Consider the following 15,391-nt stretch of genomic DNA (forward strand, 5'->3'; position numbering starts at 1 on the left):
GGCAAGCTCCTACAGCGGCTTCGTAGAAAGGCTGAAAAAACCGGGAACTTTCCCGGTTTTTCCAATTCAAGCGCTAGCTTGTAGCTTGTAGCTTGTAGCTCGTAGCTCGTAGCTCGTAGCTCGTAGCTTGATGCATGATGCGTGGTGCGTGGTGCGTGGTGCGTATCTTGCTGTCATCCTGCCGTCACACGCCCTTCCTAGGCTGAGTATTCATGTTATGGATAACAGCCCCTGACCTCCATGTCCCGGCATCTGATTCTTTTTCCCTGCAGTCATATGGGCAATTTGCTGATCGCCCTGCCACACCTCAAGGCCATGCTTGATGCTCATCAACAGGCCTTGCTGGTCACCAGCGACCGCTTTAGGGATCTGGTAGAGCAGAGCCTTCCTGGCGAACAACGATTGCTGTTTTATCCGGATCAGGCCCTTGCCTCTTCAAGGCCAGCCCTGCGTCGGGCTTTCAGTTATCTGGGATTCGTGCGTTCTCTGAGGCGCTTTGCTGCTGATGTGACAATAGATATCGAAGGGGAGCAGAAATCCGCGACCCTGTCACGACTCAGTGGCGCGAGACAACGTATCGGGCCACCGCGTCATCACGGGAGCTGGTTTTATAACGACATCCGCAAGCCGGACCATTCAGGACACCGCTGGCTCGGCTATGCAAGCCTCAGCCAACCGGCAGCGCCACGCCCCTCCCGTTACCTGCCGCTAACGACAGACCAGGCCGGCCGGGAAGAGCTGCTGGCGGTTGCAGGCCACCTCCCCGCAGGGCCACGGGTACTGATTCACGCCGGAGCCACCAGGACCTACAAGATGTGGCACCCGGAACAGTTCGCCACCCTGTGCCAGCGATTGCGACGGGCAGGTTGCGTGCCGGTTCTGGTAGGAGCCGGCCAGAAAGATCGCAGTCAGATAGAACGGCTGCAGGGTTTCCTCAACGCCCCGGTGTACGACCTTTGCGACCAGCTCAGCCTTGCCGGTCTGGTGGCGCTGATGCAGGACAGCCAGGGCTATGCGGGGAACGACAGCGGCCCCATGCATCTGGCCGCCGCCTGCGGCCTGCCCACCGTGGCCCTGTTCGGCCCCACCGATGATATGCAATGGGCGCCGTTATCTGAAAAGGCTGTGACACTGCGCCGTCAGCCCTGCCGTTCCGACTGTGCGCGAAATAGCTGTGCGCTGGACAGCTACCCCTGCCTGCAGAGCATCACCGTGGATCAGGTGCTGGAGCAACTGGGCCGATTGGGAGTGCTGCCAGAGGCCACCCCATTACCGATCCACAGAGCACTGTATTAGTGACCGACCTGCCTCTTTCCGTAGGAGCCTGCCTGCAGGCGATCCAAGCCTTGGCGAGGTAAGGATTCCAGAAGCGAGTTTCGAGTACCGAGTAGCGAAAACCAAAAGATGCCTGCCGGGAATGTGATTTGAATTTTGCCTTTCGAAACTCGGTACTCGTCACTCGTAACTTATTAACTCGCCTAGGCCCGGATCGCTTGCATACAGCAGCCGCAGAGCGGCCGCAAGCTGGTGCTTGCGGCCTGGCTGTTGAATCAGTTGCTGCGGGAGATCAGAACAGATCCAGTAGCCCCACCAGCAAACCAGTGATTGGTGAAAGCAGATCCAGAAGAGGATCCAGCGGATTGAGCAGACTCTCGTCCAGCTGCTCAGTCACTTCACGGACAACCAGCAGCAGCAGGGTCGAGAGACCATCCCCTGGCAAGGTCGCATACTCTTCGGCGCCAGGTATCTGGTTCAACCAGAGCACATCCTCCACCAGCTGCTCCAGCGTTGCCTGCACCGTACCGATCAACTGCTCACCAGTGGCTGAGGTATCCAGCAGCACCAGTTGCTCGAGGGTGTTGGCCAGCCCCAGGGTCACCGTGGACAGCACCGTTGTCAGCCCCGCAAACACCGGCACCTCCGGCGGCACTTGCTCTTCGATACCATCGACGATGTTGTCCAGATTGCGCGCCAGTTCTACCAGAGGCGCGGCGATGAAGGCGATATCTGCAGTGGTATCCCCTTCACCGGGCTCAATGCCGCCATTGCCAAAACCACCGGCAAAGGCATCAAACGCTTCACCCAGCTGATTGAAGGGTTCCGGCAATGTACTGGTGTCGATAGCCTGGAGCTGCTCGGCTGCCGCCAGCACAGCCTCCACGGACTGGCTCATTTCACTGCTGTCGCCGGACAGAATGGCCGCGGTGGCCGCATCCAGGGCGTTGAAAAGAATGTCACTGCCCGCCAGCATCTGGTCAAACACCTGACGTTGCTCTGCCGGCAGACCGGAGCCTGCTTCGGTAAAACCGGACACCAGGGTTTCACGCAGTTCCTTCAACGGGCCGTTGAAATTGGCATCGAAACCTTCCGGCAAAGGCAGCGGCAAGGCATAGCCGCCCAGGTTCTGCCCGGAGAAATCATTGCCGGGGGCAGCCATTCGCATCATCTGCTTTTCAAAGCAGTGGGTGAACGCCGGCTGCAATTCGCCTGCCGCGATGACTCCCAGCCCTTCCACGTCCGGATCCACCGTATAGGCTTCCACACACAGGGTGGCGGGAGCCATGGTTTGCGGATTGGCTTCGGTGGCTTTCATCCAGAAGAAACCGTAACTATCCCCTTGCTGATAGCGGACCGCATTGCGCTCGGTATCCCCCAGGGAGCGGGTCTTGCCTGCAGCCCCACTGACCACAAACTCGGTGCGGCCACAGGACGGTACGGCGTTCAGTACCTGCAGGTCGTGGTCATGGCCGGCAAACAGGAAGTCCGCCTGGTCACACACCGCTTCTTCCATGAACGCTTTCCAGCGTTCTCCCGCCAGCACCGGCAGCAGTTCACTGGGGACACCGTCATAGTTACCGGCATTGCCATGGGAACCATTGGACAGGTAAGGATGGTGCGACATGGCAATCTTGAACACCGCATTGGAACTGCCCAGGGCGTTCACCGCCCAGTTGCGCTGATCAATCCCGTAGGTGTGATAGGCGTAGGCGAGATCCGGATCAGCAAAGCCGCCGGCAATGGGGTTGGAATCCAGCGCGAAGAAATCTACCAGGGGGCGAGGATTGGTAGTCGTGGTGCCCGCACTGTGCTGGTAATAGCGATCCGGCATTTTCCAGCGCTCGGAAAGCTTGCCGTCAAAGAAGGTGTAGTCGACCTGGAATTCACCACGGGCGTTACCGGCACCGTCACCACCTACATAGGCGGTGTTGTCGTGGTTCCCCAGCACCATGTAGAACGGCAACTGCACGGGTTCAAACGGCTTTTCGAACTTCTCCTCGAACTGGGGATCATCCACGCTGGTCACACCGGACTCGTAAATGTTGTCACCCAGCCCCACCACCAGATCACAGCCAGGGAAAGCCATGTCGTCGAAGAACTCATCCTTGTTCTGGCATACCTCAGCGATAGCCTCACCCACCGCATACTGGCCAGGAGAGCCGGTGCCGGAATCGCCGATAACAATAAAGCGTAGCGCCGCCGGCGGGTTACCGGCGCTGCTGTCACCATCGCCTTCGTCGCCCACATCAGGCTGATTCGGGGTCGCGTTATTTCCGGAAGGGGTAGCGACAACGGACGAACTGCCACTATCGCCGCCGCAGGCAACCAGGGTGATTGCCGCCACCAGCGGCAGAATTTTCCAGGGGGACATCATGACAATACCTCTTTACCGGCGATGGCATTCAGGGGAAGGGGTGGATGATTCAAGGCGGTTCTCATGGTGCGCGGGCGCGAAATGGGGCCGTCTTCGATAATGCGGCTGTCGCCGCTGTTCACTGCCACCACCTTGGTCTTGCTGGTGTCGATCTGACCGCGCAGATCAAACGACTCGATGCTTTGCGCGTAATAGAACTCTGCCTGGGAACGCTCGCGGGTTACGTCCACAAGTATGAAGCCACGGGACTTGGCCTCCACATAACGGATATGCGGATTCGCCACCGGGATCAGGATACCGGCCAGTTCAGCAGCGCCATCAGGGAACCCCGGACTGGTGACGGCAGGGGTGACAAACTCCGCCGCCAGTGGCTTGTCGAAAAGATCACCCAGCAAGGTGGCCGGATTACGATAAATCTCACTGGCCCAGGAGGTATGAATATCCCCGGTCAGCACCACCACATTGTCGATGTTGTTATCGTCAATGTGGTTGAGAATTTTCAGCCGGTCGGCCGCATAACCATCCCATTGATCCATGTTGATGGCAGACAGGTTGCTGCGCAGCTGTGCCTGGTCTTCGGTGAGGGCGGGCAGCTCGGCAATGTTGAGCTGGCCGAACATGATCTGCTGGCCGATGAAACGCCACTGGGCAGTGGACTGACTGAGAGAGTCGAGCAGGAAATCCATCTGCTCACCGCTGATGAGATGACGGTCTTCACTGTTACGAGCGGGATCCAGCGGCACGCTGAGTTGCTCATCACGCCCTTCAATGCGGGTATCCAGCATGGTGAGATCAATCAGGTCTCCAAACTGGAACTGCCGATAGATCACACTGAAATTACCGGGCTCGCGCGGACGAATTGGCAGCCATTCAAAATAGGCTTGCTGGGAAACCGCCTTGCGGGTTTCCCAATCGCCTTCAGTCAGCGGCTGGTGATTTGCCGCTCCATCGCGATAGCTGTTGTCTGTGGATTCGTGATCGTCCCAGACCGCGATCATTGGAAACTGCTGGTGTACCGCCTGCAGATCTTCGTCGGTCTTGTATTGGGCATGACGGGCACGGTAATCAGACAGCGATACCATTTCCTGGGGCGGCAGCGGATCACGCTCGGGGAAATCGCCATATTCACCCGGGCCGTATTCATAAAGGTAATCCCCCAGGTGCAGCACGAAGTCCAGATCCCCCCGTTCTGCAACGGCGCGATATACCGAGAAAAAGCCATAGGGGTAGTTGGCGCAGGACACTACGGCAAAACGGGCGCGGTCGATAAAATCTGATGACTCAGGAAAGGTGCGAGTACGTCCCACCGGGGAGCGCTGGCTGCCGACAGAGAACTGATAGTAATACCAGCGATCGGCTTGCAAGCCATCGGCATCTACCTTGACGCAATAGTCGCGCTCGGCAGAAGCCCGGGCTGAATACACCGCCACCGGCTGCAACATGGCCTGATCCGTCGCCACCGTCAGCAACACCGGGATATCCCCTTCCTCCTCGGGGGTGACACGGGTCCACAGAATGACCCGGTCGGAAAGTGGATCCCCTGACGCGACACCATGATCAAAACTGACCTTGGGTGCGGCCGTCTCCGGCTGCTCCTCCGGCAGATTCGGCGTGGGTTGCGCAGGCGGGTTCGGCTGCACCGCAACAGAACTGCTACCGCCGCCACAACCCGCCAGCGCCAAAGTGCCGCCGGCGCCCAGAGCCTGAATGACGCCCCGTCGTTTCTTGTCCATACATCCCCCTAAACAATGAAAGCCACGATGTTGCATGGCTTATCAAGGTTAGGCAGGAAATTGCACCCGGACAGTGGCGCTTGAGTAGTGGGACTGTAGTGCTATGTAGCCGCCTGTAACCGCCCAGTTAAAGGTGACAGTGGCATGAATTTCAATGGCATTATCCCGGTCATGGCGAGCCGAAATCAGAGGATGGCGAAGGCCCCGGGTAGATGCTGGCGCAGGGTAAGCAGGTTTTCTTCCTGCACTTCCATTTCGCCAAAACAATTTGCCATCGTTCCGGCATAGCGCAGGCCATCTTTCTGAATCGCATCGGCTGTGAGCAGGGCATGGCTGATACAGCCCAACTTCATACCCACCACCTGAATCACCGGCAGCTCCAGCTCTTTGGCCAGCGCAGAAAGCATTTCGCGATCATTCAGCGGCACCCGCCAACCACCAGCCCCTTCAATCAGGACCAGGTCGGCGGGGTGGGCACTGAGAGCACCACGTACATAGCCAACCAGCCGCGCAAGGGTGATCACCTTGCCCTCCTGCTGGGCAGCAATGTGCGGCGCAACCGGTGCCTTGAACGCTACCGGATTCACGGTGTCATAGGGCAGCTTCACCGAACTGGCCGCCATCAGCTGCAGAGCATCATCATTGCGCCAACCCTCTGCTGTTTCCTCACACCCCGCCGCCACCGGCTTGAGTCCATAGCAACTCAACCCCGCCTCCCGGGCACGCTCCAGCAAGCGACAGCTGACCCAGGTCTTGCCGACTTCGGTGTCGGTACCGGTGACGAAGAAGATGCCTTTCAGGGCGGGAAGGGGTGGTTTCTGTTCTGTCATGTCCGGATCATCATTGTTGTGAGGTTCAAACGGCGCTTTTGCCAAGCGAGTTTCGAGTGACGAGTTGCGAAAAGCAAAACCGCTTTTGCCTTTCGCAACTCGCTCCTCGTAACTCGTTACTGTGTTTTTTCCGCTTCAAGAAAAAGCACATTCCACGTTAGCGGCAAGCCCTGTTCTGTGCGTCGGGTTTCGTATTCTGCCACCATGGCCTGCCAGGCGTGCTTGCCGGTCAGGCCGGAAGCGCCGCTGACGTGATCGGCGCCGGTGGCTTTCAGACGACGGGCGATGGACCTGACGGAATCGTAGTACTCCACCATCACCTGTTGCTGCAGCTGGGCATCAACGAAACCCGCCTGCAACGCTGCCTGTTGCCAGTCATCGAAATCCGGCAGGGCATTTACGTGAGGCCGCCGGTTTACCGCCTGCCAGCTCTGCTGCAATTCCTGCAACGAACCGCGCAGGGGTACCGCCAGCAGCAACCTGCCGCCAGGTACCAGAACCCGGGCAATTTCTTCCAGTACGGCCTGCGGATTACACCATTGCAGGGCGAAGCAGCTGAACACCAGCCCCTGACTGGCTTCCGCCAGCGGCAGCTGTTCTGCATCGGCACACAGGGGTTGATAGCGCGCATTCAGGCGACCGCGCACGGACGCTTCTGACAGCATGGCGGGAGACAGATCAACCGCTTGCCAATTTATCTCCGGCAGTGCCTGCTGCTGGGCCCGCGCAAAGGGGGCGGTGGCACAGCCCAGGTCCAGCGCTGCCGCCACGGGCAAGGCCGCCGGCAAACGCTGCACCAGCGAACGGCCCACCGCCAGCTGCAAGATTGCGTGCTCGTCGTAACTGCGCGCCGCACGACTGAAATGATCACTGACCGCATGTTTGTCAGGCGTCGCTGCCATCTCAGTGAACCAGTTGGTGTTCGCGATAGAAGTCATAAACGGCCTGGGTAAAGGTATCCGGTGCCGACAGGAAAGGGACGTGGGCCACCTGCTCGATCAGGGCAGTGCGCCCCTGGTTGATCAATGGTTCACTGGCCGCCATGGCCGCTGCCGGGACAATATGATCATTCTCGCCGAACACCATCAGCACCGGCATGGGCAACGTCGGCAGCAGCGAACGCAGGTCCGCATCACGAAGAAGATCCAGCCCGCCCCGCAATGCCCTGGGCGCAGGCAGTCCGCAGAAATACAGGATTTCCTTGAGCCGCGCAGTATCTGCACGCATGGCGGCACTACCCTTGCAGTTCAGGGCAAGGAAACGTACCAGCGTGCCCTCCTGATCCTCATCGAACATTTCGGCAAATTTCGCCAGGATTTCCGGCTTCATGGCCGCATCCCAATTCTCTGTGGAGGTGAAACGAGGCGAAGCCGCCACTGTCACCACCGACAGCACCCGCTCGGGCGCCTTGCCCGCCATGGCCAGCGCCACCAGCCCCCCCAGTGACCAGCCCAGAACATGGGCTCTCCCCGGCATGATTGCCAACACCTGATCGGCAAGAAACTCCAGCGTGTAATCCGCGCCGGGAAGCGGGCTCTGGCCCATACCGGGAAGATCCACCACCGTCACCCGGAATCGCTCCAGCAAGGCAGGCACGATGTCATCAAAGACAATGGCATGCAGTCCCCAGCCATGAATCAGGACAATGTCCTGCGCATCGGCATCATCTACGCCAGTGGCCTTGTAGGTGTTGTGATAGGGAATCAGCTTGGGCATTGAATTTCCTTTTTTCACCACAGAGATCACTGAGCACACAGAGAAAAACATGCCACGTTTTCTTGCCAGCGAGGGCTGCCAACAAGCTTGTTACGCTCTGTGTTCTCTGTGACCTCTGTGGTTAACAATCTTTTTTTGCACTTTCCAGCGCCGTCAGCAACGCATCCACATCCGCCAGTTCATGGGCCGCAGACAACGTGACCCGCAAGCGAGCCTCGCCTTCAGGCACCGTGGGAGGCCGAATCGCGGTGATCAGAAAACCCTTTTCCCTGAGGGCTGCACTCAGTGCCATCGCATCCGAATCACTGCCGATCAGGATCGGCTGGATCGGCGTTTGCGAGGCCATCAGCGTGTAACCCAATTCACCGACACCGGCACGGAAACGCGTAATCAATGCCGCCAGCTTTTGCCTGCGCCAATTCTCCTGACGGGATTTCTCCAGACTGACCAGTGTCGCTGCCGCAACGGCCGCCGGCATGGCGGTGGTGTAGATAAAAGTGCGGGCGAATTGTATCAGGGTCTCGATCAGCTCATGACTTCCGGCCACAAAGGCACCACCGGTACCCAGGCCCTTGCCAAGCGTCCCCATCAGAATCTGGGTACGCGAGTTGACGCCCTGGGCAAACAGGGAGCCACGCCCCATTTCATCCAGCACGCCAATGCCATGGGCATCATCCACCATCAGCCAGGCATCGCTGGCCTCACAAACATCAGCCAGCGCCGCCAACGGTGCTTCGTCTCCATCCATGCTGAATACGCCATCGGTCACCACTAACTTGCGACGGGCTTCACTACGCTGAAGCTGGCCGGCAAGCGCGCCAGCATCGTTGTGGGCAAAGCGACGAAAGCGTGCACCACTGAGCAAACCACCGTCGAGCAGGGAGGCATGGTTGAGGCGGTCTTCATACACCGCATCAGACTTGCCCAGCAGCGCCGAGATCACACCAAGGTTGGCCATGTACCCAGTGGAAAACAGCAGGGCGCGTTCGCGGCCGGTGTGTGCCGCCAGCGCTTCTTCCAGGTCCTGATGGGGGCGCTGATGACCGCACACCAGATGGGAGGCACCACTACCGACACCCCATTCACTGGCGGCCTGCTGAAAGGCTGCAATCACCTCCCGGTCATTGGCCAGCCCCAGGTAGTCGTTACTGCAGAAGTTCAGATAGTCCCGGCCGTCCAGCCGTGCATGACGGCCACAGGGGCCGTCCATCACCAGCGGCTCGCGGAAACGATGTTGCTGGCGGCGCTTTTCAAGATCGGCAGCGAGATCAAAGGTCATTGCGAAACCCGTAGGGCGGAAATTGGCGTGAGCCAATCTCCGCCACGACGTAAGCGCCAATCAATGGCTGGAGAAAATGGATACCCGGCATGGTAATCAGCCATCGGTGGAGATCGGCTCACGCCGATTTCCACCCTACGGAGAATCAATGCTCGGTAGCAGCAGGGCGGCCTGTGTCCTTGTCGAGCACGTGCTTGGCTGCACGCTTGTCCATGGCGTTATAGAACAGGCCAGCTTCTTCCGCCTGCTGTTCGGCCACCTGAGCCTTGATCGCTTCTTCATGGGCTTCATCCGAAGCCTCATGGCGGGGGTCCAGCGGGTGGATACCGAGACGTTTGAACAGCTGCTGATCGTGATTGGCTTCCGGGTTATCGGTGGTCAACAGACGCTCACCATAGAAGATGGAGTTGGCGCCGGCCATGAAGCAAAGCGCCTGGGCTTCGTCATTCATTTCCTGACGGCCTGCGGACAGACGCACATAAGACTCCGGCATCAGAATCCGCGCCACCGCCACAGTGCGAACGAATTCAAACGGATCCAGGTCATCCACGTCGGCCAGCGGAGTGCCTTCAATTTTTACCAGCATGTTGATCGGCACGGACTCCGGATGATGCGGCAGGTTGGCCAGCTGCTGCAGCAGACCGACGCGGTCATCACGCTCTTCGCCCATACCGACGATGCCGCCACAACACACCTTCATGCCCGCATCGCGCACATTGGAAAGGGTGCTCAGTCGATCGTTGTAGGTACGGGTGGTGATCACCTTGCCGTAGTACTCCGGCGAGGTATCCAGGTTGTGGTTGTAGTAGTCGAGACCGGCATCGGCCAGGGCTTCGGCCTGATCCTTGTCCAGCATGCCCAGGGTCATGCAGGTTTCCATGCCAAGACCTTTCACCTGACGAATCATGTCCAGCACGAAGGGCATGTCACGGTCACGGGGGCTGCGCCAGGCCGCGCCCATGCAGAAACGGGATGCGCCCTTTTCACGGGCAGCCTTAGCCTCTTCCACTACCCGCGCCACTTCCAGCAGCTTTTCCTTTTCCAGCTCGGTGTTGTAGTGACCGGACTGGGAGCAGTACTTGCAGTCTTCCGGGCAGGCGCCGGTCTTGATGGACAGCAAGGTGCTGACCTGCACCGCATTGGGATCAAAATGGGCCCGGTGAACGCTGGCTGCCTGGAACAACAGATCGTTGAACGGCAATGCGAAAAGGGCTTCGATCTCACTGCGTTTCCAGTCATGGCGTACAACCATTTGAGACTGTGACGATTGGGCGGTGCTGGCGGTGGCGGGCATGCTTGTCTCCTTGTTTGAATCCAAAAGGCTAGGGAGAGCCATGGCACCTGTCAACCTTGAGACTGCCACAAAAGTTTACCGACGATTAAAAATTGATCAATTCATGCCCTGCCTGCTCTGCGGCTTTCGCAACGCCAACCCGGTATGTCATGGCTGTGTGTCACTATTGCAGCCAATGAACAGCAGGCAATGCCGCTGCGGCCTGCCTTTCAGTGCCGCCCCGGCGCTCACAGACACAGACTCGCCTCCGCTGTGTGGTCGCTGCATTCGCCGCCCTCCCGGGTTTGTGGCCAGCACCGCCCTGTACCCCTACCAGTTCCCGCTGGATATGCTGATCCAGGGCTTCAAGTACCAGGGCAAGCTGGTCAATGAGCGAGCCCTGCAGCAATTGCTCCTGCATGCCGAGCTCCCCTGGCCTGAGTGTGACCTGCTCTGCCCTCTCCCCGTTCACTGGTTTCGTCGCTGGCAACGGGGCTTCGATCAAGGCGAACGACTGGCCCGACTGCTCGGCCAACACTGGCATCTCCCGGTAGTGACAGCATTGGCCCGTCGCCGTGCCACCCCGCACCAGCAGGGGCTGACCCGTAGCCAGCGGCAGCGCAATCTGCGCCGCGCCTTTCAATGTCAGACGGATGTACGCCAGCGCCATGTATTGCTTGTCGACGATGTGATGACCACCGGAAGCACTGCCCGGGAAGCCAGCCGGGCACTGCTGGATGCCGGCGCAGCCTCGGTACGGGTATGGTGTCTGGCAAGAACCCTGTAACGCCCCCGACCGCCCCGCCAAACGGGCCATTGCGCGCCGGGATGGGTGAAACCCCCACTGACTGTAGGCATAATGACGCCTTGTTCACGGAGGGATACGCATGAAAACAATAATAACCACAATGGTAACTCTGGCCCTGCTCAGTAGCGGCGTTCAGGCGGAAGATCGTTACAGTGGCGTCAACTTCATCCGCGGCACCGTGGTGTCTGTCGGGCGAGTAGATCCCACCGAAGATATCGACACCGGCTTCTTTGTAGATGCCAACTACAGCAGCGTGGCTCTCAACGGCGGTGTCGCGACCAAGAAATTCGGCGATTCCCCCCTGCGGCCAGACAGCCGCGACAACTTTTCCGAAGCCGATGGCGAACGAGTCAACAATGGCTATCTCGGCATTGGTTTCAGTCGCCTGATTCAGGTGCAATACGGGTACGGCAACCACGGCGACCTGATGCGCTACCGTTCCGATTTCAACTTCCGCTCGGTGATGGACTTCCTGTCCGGCACCCGCACGCCCAAGGACAGACTGACCATTGGCGACCGCATCACCTTTACCATCGCCATCGAGCAGTACCTGGACGACGAAGAAGAGATTTTTGACAATGCGACCTGGGGCATCGGGCTGCTGTTCTAGCGCCGTGCCCCGCAAGGATTTCTATGGATATTCATATTGCCCAGGGGCACAACCCGCCACATAACATCCATGGCATTACCGTGGTAATTGACGTGATTCGCGCCTTCACCACCTGCCACCACGCCTTTCGCAAGGGCCTGCGTTGCATCTGGCCCGTGGCCAGCGCCGAGCAGGCCTTCGCCCTGCGCGATGAACATCTGCCCGATGCCCTGCTGGCCGGCGAAGTCGAGGCACTGCCGATCAAGGGGTTCGATTTCGGCAACTCCCCCTGGGAAATGGATCAGGCCGATCTGGACGGCAGGGAAATGATCCTGCGCACCACCAACGGTGTAGCGGCCACCCTGCGCGCCCGCGATAGCCGCGAGGTACTGGTTGCCGGGCTGATCAATGCTGAGGCCACAGCCAATTACCTGCGCGAGCTGAATCCTCCCACCGTGGTACTGGTAGCCTCTCACCCCACCGGCGATGAGGATGTAGCCTGCGCCGAATACATCCGCCACCTGCTGGGCGGCGAAGGCATCACCTACGAGACCGCCCGCCAGCGCACCCTCAATGCCAGCGCCGCACAGAAGTTCTTCAACGGCAGCCACCCGCGCCTGCGCCCGGATGATATCGAGGCCGCCGCCAGCAACGCCGGTCCCGGCGCCTTGGTCATGAAGGTCCGCTTCGACCCCTTCCCCTGCATCACCGCCCACTGATCCCCGGCACAGCAGCCTGCAAGGCTTCAGGCAGGCTTTTCCGGTGTTGCATTTCTGCGACAGGTATCAGGCGTTGAGCACCTGGCGCGCCATTGATCCCGAACGTCAATGATTCCGTTCGTTATGATCAATGCGGCGGCGGGAAGCTTGTTGTTACTGTTGGGGCAACTTCGAATGGACAGGACAGCCCCATGATTCAGTGGTCAGAACAACAACAGATGATCCAGAAAATGGTGCGCGACTTCGTGGAAAAGGAAGTGGTGCCGCAACTGGACGAGATTGAATACAACGGTGTTCCCCCCTATGACATCCTGCGCAAGCTGATCAAGACCTTCGGCATGGATGTGATGGCCAAACAGAACTTCGAGAAACAATTGGCCCGGGAGAAGGCCATTGCCGCCGGCGAGGCCGAGGAAAAGAAAAAGGATGGTCCCTCCGCCATGGCAGGCGAAGAGGCCGCCATGCGCATGATCCCGATCATCGAGATTTGCCGTCACGCCCAGGGGCTGGTCACCGCCATGGGCGTATCCATGGGGCTCGCGGGTGGCGCCATCATGAGCAAGGGCACCATCGAGCAGAAGGAACGTTGGGCACTGCCGCTACTGACTCTGGAAAAGGTCGGCGCCTGGGCCATTTCCGAACCCAATGCCGGCTCAGATGCCTTCGGCCAGATGAAGACCGTGGCCCGCCGCGACGGCGAAGGCGGCTATATCATCAACGGCAGCAAGACCTGGATCACCAACGGTCCCTTTGCCGATACCATCATCCTGATCTGCAAGCTGGATGAGGAAGGAGTTCCTGCCGAACAACGCAAGATCGTGTCCTTCATTCTGGACAGCGGCATGGACGGCCTGGAACAGTCCAAACCCTTCAAGAAGATGGGCATTGGCTCCTCCCCCACCGGCGAACTGTTCCTGTCTGACGTTAAGGTCGGTGCCGACCGTCTGCTGGGCGGCAGCGAAGACAGCTATGGCCGCAGTGGCGCCAAGGGCACCTTCATGCAGGAGCGCGCTGGCGTGGCCGCCATGGCACTGGGAATGGTGGAACGGGCCATGGAACTGTCTGTGCAGTACGCCAACGACCGCAGCCAGTTTGGTCGCCCCATCGGCCAGAACCAGCTGATCCAGCTCAAGCTGGCGAAGATGGAAGTGGCCCGCAGCAACCTGCAGAACATGGTATTTCGCTATATCGAGATGACCGCCGAGGGTAAACAGATGACCCTGGCCGAAGCCTCGGCCATGAAACTGTATGCTGCCCAGGCCGCCATGGAGGTGGCCACCGAAGCGGTTCAGATCCACGGCGGCTATGGCTACATGCGTGAGTCGCGGGTAGAGCAGCTGATGCGCGATGCCAAGATCCTGCAAATCTACGCCGGCACCGATGAGATGCAAATCATCGCCATTGCCAGGGATCTGCTCGCCAGAGCCTGATCCGCCAACCGGGCTGCTCAAACAGAGCCATTGACCAACGCGCTTGGCGTGTTGGTCAATGAGGCCTCACCTATACTTTTGAATACATTTAGAATCACCCATTATTCGTAGTAATGGCCGGATGCATGGCCTGGATGGGTGAGATGTTGATTCGCTATAGGGCCGATCGTGCCGCTGTTGCCCTGGTGTTGGCGGTTTTTCTCCTGCAGCTGACACTGTTTTTCTTCAGTGAGGGACTGACGACCTGGCTTGCCATGCTGGCCCTGTTGCCGATACAGGTCTCCTGCGGCGCCATCTGCCACAACCACCACCACGTCAACATCTTCACCAAACGCCCACTTAACCGATTACTGGAATGCATCCTGTATTTGCAGACCGGGACCAGCCCGCTGAGTTGGACCTTGCACCACAATATCGGCCACCACAAACTCTATCTGGACCCGCAAAAGGATCCTTCTCCGTGGCAGATGCCTGACGGCTCACTGATGCCCCGTTGGCGTTATGTGCTGGTTAACACCCTGATGATCTACCCGGAGATTCATCGGATTGGCCAGCAACACCGTCAGCTCTACCAGCGTTTTCTCCGTCTGCTTCTTATTGCCAATATCCCTTTGGTAACGGCATTACTCTACGACCCCCGCAATGCCACTATCCTGTTCATCATTCCCATGGTCACCATGCTGTTCCTGTTACTGGACAACACCTATGGCCAGCACGCGGGCACCGGTTTCGAGGATCACTTTCATGCCTCACGCAATGTGGAACTCAAACGTTACAACCTGCCGTCCTGGAACCTTGGCTACCATACTGCACATCACATGGTACCGGGCATTCACTGGAGCGAGCTTCCGGCCCTTCATGCCCGTATCCGTGACCGTATTCCAGACCATCTGATCGCCGATCATGTCTTTCTGCAGTGGGAACCCGGGCGCCAGCAACAGGGAGCTTCCACATGATCCGCCTGATCCTGGGCGGCCTGGTGCTGCTTTTCTCCACCGCCACCCGCGCCAGTGATTGCTACTATTACTGGAGCCACCAGTGTGTGGAGATCATCGATGCGAGCAAGCGCCAGCTGCAGCAAACGCTACTGATCTCACCCTCCGTCAACTACTTCAACAGCGGCACACTGGAATGCCATGCCGCAGCCACACAACGACAGGAAACGTTGATGGTGCAACTTTTGGAGGCGTTTAACGCCACGGCGGGAAACTTCAAAGCGTGCGACACTCCGCTGGACTCGGTATCCCTGCGGGTCTTTTCCGAGCCGGGCAAGGCCACATGGCACTACAACCGGACCAGGCGTCCCGGCGACAGCAAGACACTTGTGACAGTGGACAATCTGCCATTGATGTAAGTCACAGC

At 59.0% G+C, this 15,391-nt stretch carries 14 protein-coding genes; 7 read left to right on the forward strand and 7 right to left on the reverse strand.

Translation table 11 applies throughout. From position 1 onward, the window contains the following. Window positions 1-276: 276 nt before the first annotated feature. Window positions 277-1,296 carry a glycosyltransferase family 9 protein gene (locus tag MWU49_RS07565; protein WP_246970180.1) on the forward strand — a complete coding sequence of 340 codons (1,020 nt, stop codon included), beginning with the start codon at window positions 277-279 and terminating at the stop codon, window positions 1,294-1,296. A 271-nt stretch (window positions 1,297-1,567) separates the two neighbouring features. Here MWU49_RS07565 and MWU49_RS07570 read toward each other — a convergent pair whose 3' ends face one another. The 7 genes from MWU49_RS07570 to bioB form a co-directional block, all read right to left on the reverse strand. Then, entirely contained in the window at window positions 1,568-3,652 is a 2,085-nt protein-coding gene (locus MWU49_RS07570) for a metallophosphoesterase (protein ID WP_246970182.1), read from the reverse strand. Continuing rightward, on the reverse strand, window positions 3,649-5,385 hold the full coding sequence (locus MWU49_RS07575) for an alkaline phosphatase D family protein (protein ID WP_246970184.1): 1,737 nt from the start codon (window positions 5,383-5,385) through the stop codon (window positions 3,649-3,651). The genes MWU49_RS07570 and MWU49_RS07575 overlap by 4 nt, the downstream gene beginning before the upstream one ends. A gap of 185 nt (window positions 5,386-5,570) precedes the next feature. Next, window positions 5,571-6,215 carry a dethiobiotin synthase gene (gene bioD, locus MWU49_RS07580; protein WP_246970187.1) on the reverse strand — a complete coding sequence of 215 codons (645 nt, stop codon included), beginning with the start codon at window positions 6,213-6,215 and terminating at the stop codon, window positions 5,571-5,573. Window positions 6,216-6,331: 116 nt separating this feature from the next. After that, window positions 6,332-7,153 carry a malonyl-ACP O-methyltransferase BioC gene (bioC, locus tag MWU49_RS07585; RefSeq protein WP_246970190.1) on the reverse strand — a complete coding sequence of 274 codons (822 nt, stop codon included), beginning with the start codon at window positions 7,151-7,153 and terminating at the stop codon, window positions 6,332-6,334. Further along, window positions 7,119-7,931, reverse strand: a complete 813-nt coding sequence (gene bioH, locus MWU49_RS07590; RefSeq protein ID WP_246970192.1) for a pimeloyl-ACP methyl ester esterase BioH — start codon at window positions 7,929-7,931, stop codon at window positions 7,119-7,121. Before bioH ends, bioC begins: the two co-directional genes overlap by 35 nt. A gap of 121 nt (window positions 7,932-8,052) precedes the next feature. Then, window positions 8,053-9,210 carry an 8-amino-7-oxononanoate synthase gene (bioF, locus tag MWU49_RS07595; RefSeq protein WP_246970194.1) on the reverse strand — a complete coding sequence of 386 codons (1,158 nt, stop codon included), beginning with the start codon at window positions 9,208-9,210 and terminating at the stop codon, window positions 8,053-8,055. A gap of 145 nt (window positions 9,211-9,355) precedes the next feature. Beyond that, window positions 9,356-10,504, reverse strand: coding sequence for a biotin synthase BioB (gene bioB, locus MWU49_RS07600; protein WP_246970196.1), 1,149 nt, complete (start codon window positions 10,502-10,504; stop codon window positions 9,356-9,358). Between the two features lie 40 nt (window positions 10,505-10,544). Here bioB and MWU49_RS07605 point away from each other — a divergent pair, with 40 nt between their 5' ends. The 6 genes from MWU49_RS07605 (at window position 10,545) to MWU49_RS07630 (ending at window position 15,383) form a co-directional block, all read left to right on the forward strand. Next, window positions 10,545-11,270, forward strand: a complete 726-nt coding sequence (locus MWU49_RS07605) for a ComF family protein (RefSeq protein ID WP_246970198.1) — start codon at window positions 10,545-10,547, stop codon at window positions 11,268-11,270. Between the two features lie 100 nt (window positions 11,271-11,370). Beyond that, window positions 11,371-11,901, forward strand: coding sequence for a hypothetical protein (locus MWU49_RS07610; protein WP_246970200.1), 531 nt, complete (start codon window positions 11,371-11,373; stop codon window positions 11,899-11,901). Between the two features lie 23 nt (window positions 11,902-11,924). Then, entirely contained in the window at window positions 11,925-12,599 is a 675-nt protein-coding gene (locus MWU49_RS07615; RefSeq protein WP_246970202.1) for a 2-phosphosulfolactate phosphatase, read from the forward strand. A gap of 191 nt (window positions 12,600-12,790) precedes the next feature. Next, window positions 12,791-14,029, forward strand: a complete 1,239-nt coding sequence (locus MWU49_RS07620; RefSeq protein WP_246970205.1) for an acyl-CoA dehydrogenase family protein — start codon at window positions 12,791-12,793, stop codon at window positions 14,027-14,029. A gap of 143 nt (window positions 14,030-14,172) precedes the next feature. Further along, window positions 14,173-14,985: a fatty acid desaturase gene (locus MWU49_RS07625; RefSeq protein ID WP_246970208.1), complete on the forward strand. Its 813-nt coding sequence runs from the start codon at window positions 14,173-14,175 to the stop codon at window positions 14,983-14,985. Beyond that, window positions 14,982-15,383 carry a hypothetical protein gene (locus MWU49_RS07630; RefSeq protein WP_246970211.1) on the forward strand — a complete coding sequence of 134 codons (402 nt, stop codon included), beginning with the start codon at window positions 14,982-14,984 and terminating at the stop codon, window positions 15,381-15,383. The genes MWU49_RS07625 and MWU49_RS07630 overlap by 4 nt, the downstream gene beginning before the upstream one ends. Window positions 15,384-15,391: the final 8 nt, after the last annotated feature.

The organism is Alcanivorax sp. S6407 (assembly GCF_023016115.1).
Taxonomy (GTDB): Bacteria; Pseudomonadota; Gammaproteobacteria; order Pseudomonadales; family Alcanivoracaceae; genus Alcanivorax.

Bases quoted from the DNA above. Each gene is read 5' to 3' on its own strand.
- bioD (WP_246970187.1), bottom strand. From the start codon at position 6,215: ATGACAGAACAGAAACCACCCCTTCCCGCCCTGAAAGGCATCTTCTTC.
- bioB (WP_246970196.1), bottom strand. From the start codon at position 10,504: ATGCCCGCCACCGCCAGCACCGCCCAATCGTCACAGTCTCAAATGGTT.
- MWU49_RS07610 (WP_246970200.1), top strand. From the start codon at position 11,371: ATGAAAACAATAATAACCACAATGGTAACTCTGGCCCTGCTCAGTAGC.
- MWU49_RS07570 (WP_246970182.1), bottom strand. From the start codon at position 3,652: ATGATGTCCCCCTGGAAAATTCTGCCGCTGGTGGCGGCAATCACCCTG.
- MWU49_RS07630 (WP_246970211.1), top strand. From the start codon at position 14,982: ATGATCCGCCTGATCCTGGGCGGCCTGGTGCTGCTTTTCTCCACCGCC.
- MWU49_RS07625 (WP_246970208.1), top strand. From the start codon at position 14,173: ATGTTGATTCGCTATAGGGCCGATCGTGCCGCTGTTGCCCTGGTGTTG.
- MWU49_RS07620 (WP_246970205.1), top strand. From the start codon at position 12,791: ATGATTCAGTGGTCAGAACAACAACAGATGATCCAGAAAATGGTGCGC.
- bioC (WP_246970190.1), bottom strand. From the start codon at position 7,153: ATGACTTCTATCGCGAACACCAACTGGTTCACTGAGATGGCAGCGACG.
- MWU49_RS07575 (WP_246970184.1), bottom strand. From the start codon at position 5,385: ATGGACAAGAAACGACGGGGCGTCATTCAGGCTCTGGGCGCCGGCGGC.
- MWU49_RS07615 (WP_246970202.1), top strand. From the start codon at position 11,925: ATGGATATTCATATTGCCCAGGGGCACAACCCGCCACATAACATCCAT.
- bioF (WP_246970194.1), bottom strand. From the start codon at position 9,210: ATGACCTTTGATCTCGCTGCCGATCTTGAAAAGCGCCGCCAGCAACAT.
- MWU49_RS07565 (WP_246970180.1), top strand. From the start codon at position 277: ATGGGCAATTTGCTGATCGCCCTGCCACACCTCAAGGCCATGCTTGAT.
- bioH (WP_246970192.1), bottom strand. From the start codon at position 7,931: ATGCCCAAGCTGATTCCCTATCACAACACCTACAAGGCCACTGGCGTA.
- MWU49_RS07605 (WP_246970198.1), top strand. From the start codon at position 10,545: ATGGCACCTGTCAACCTTGAGACTGCCACAAAAGTTTACCGACGATTA.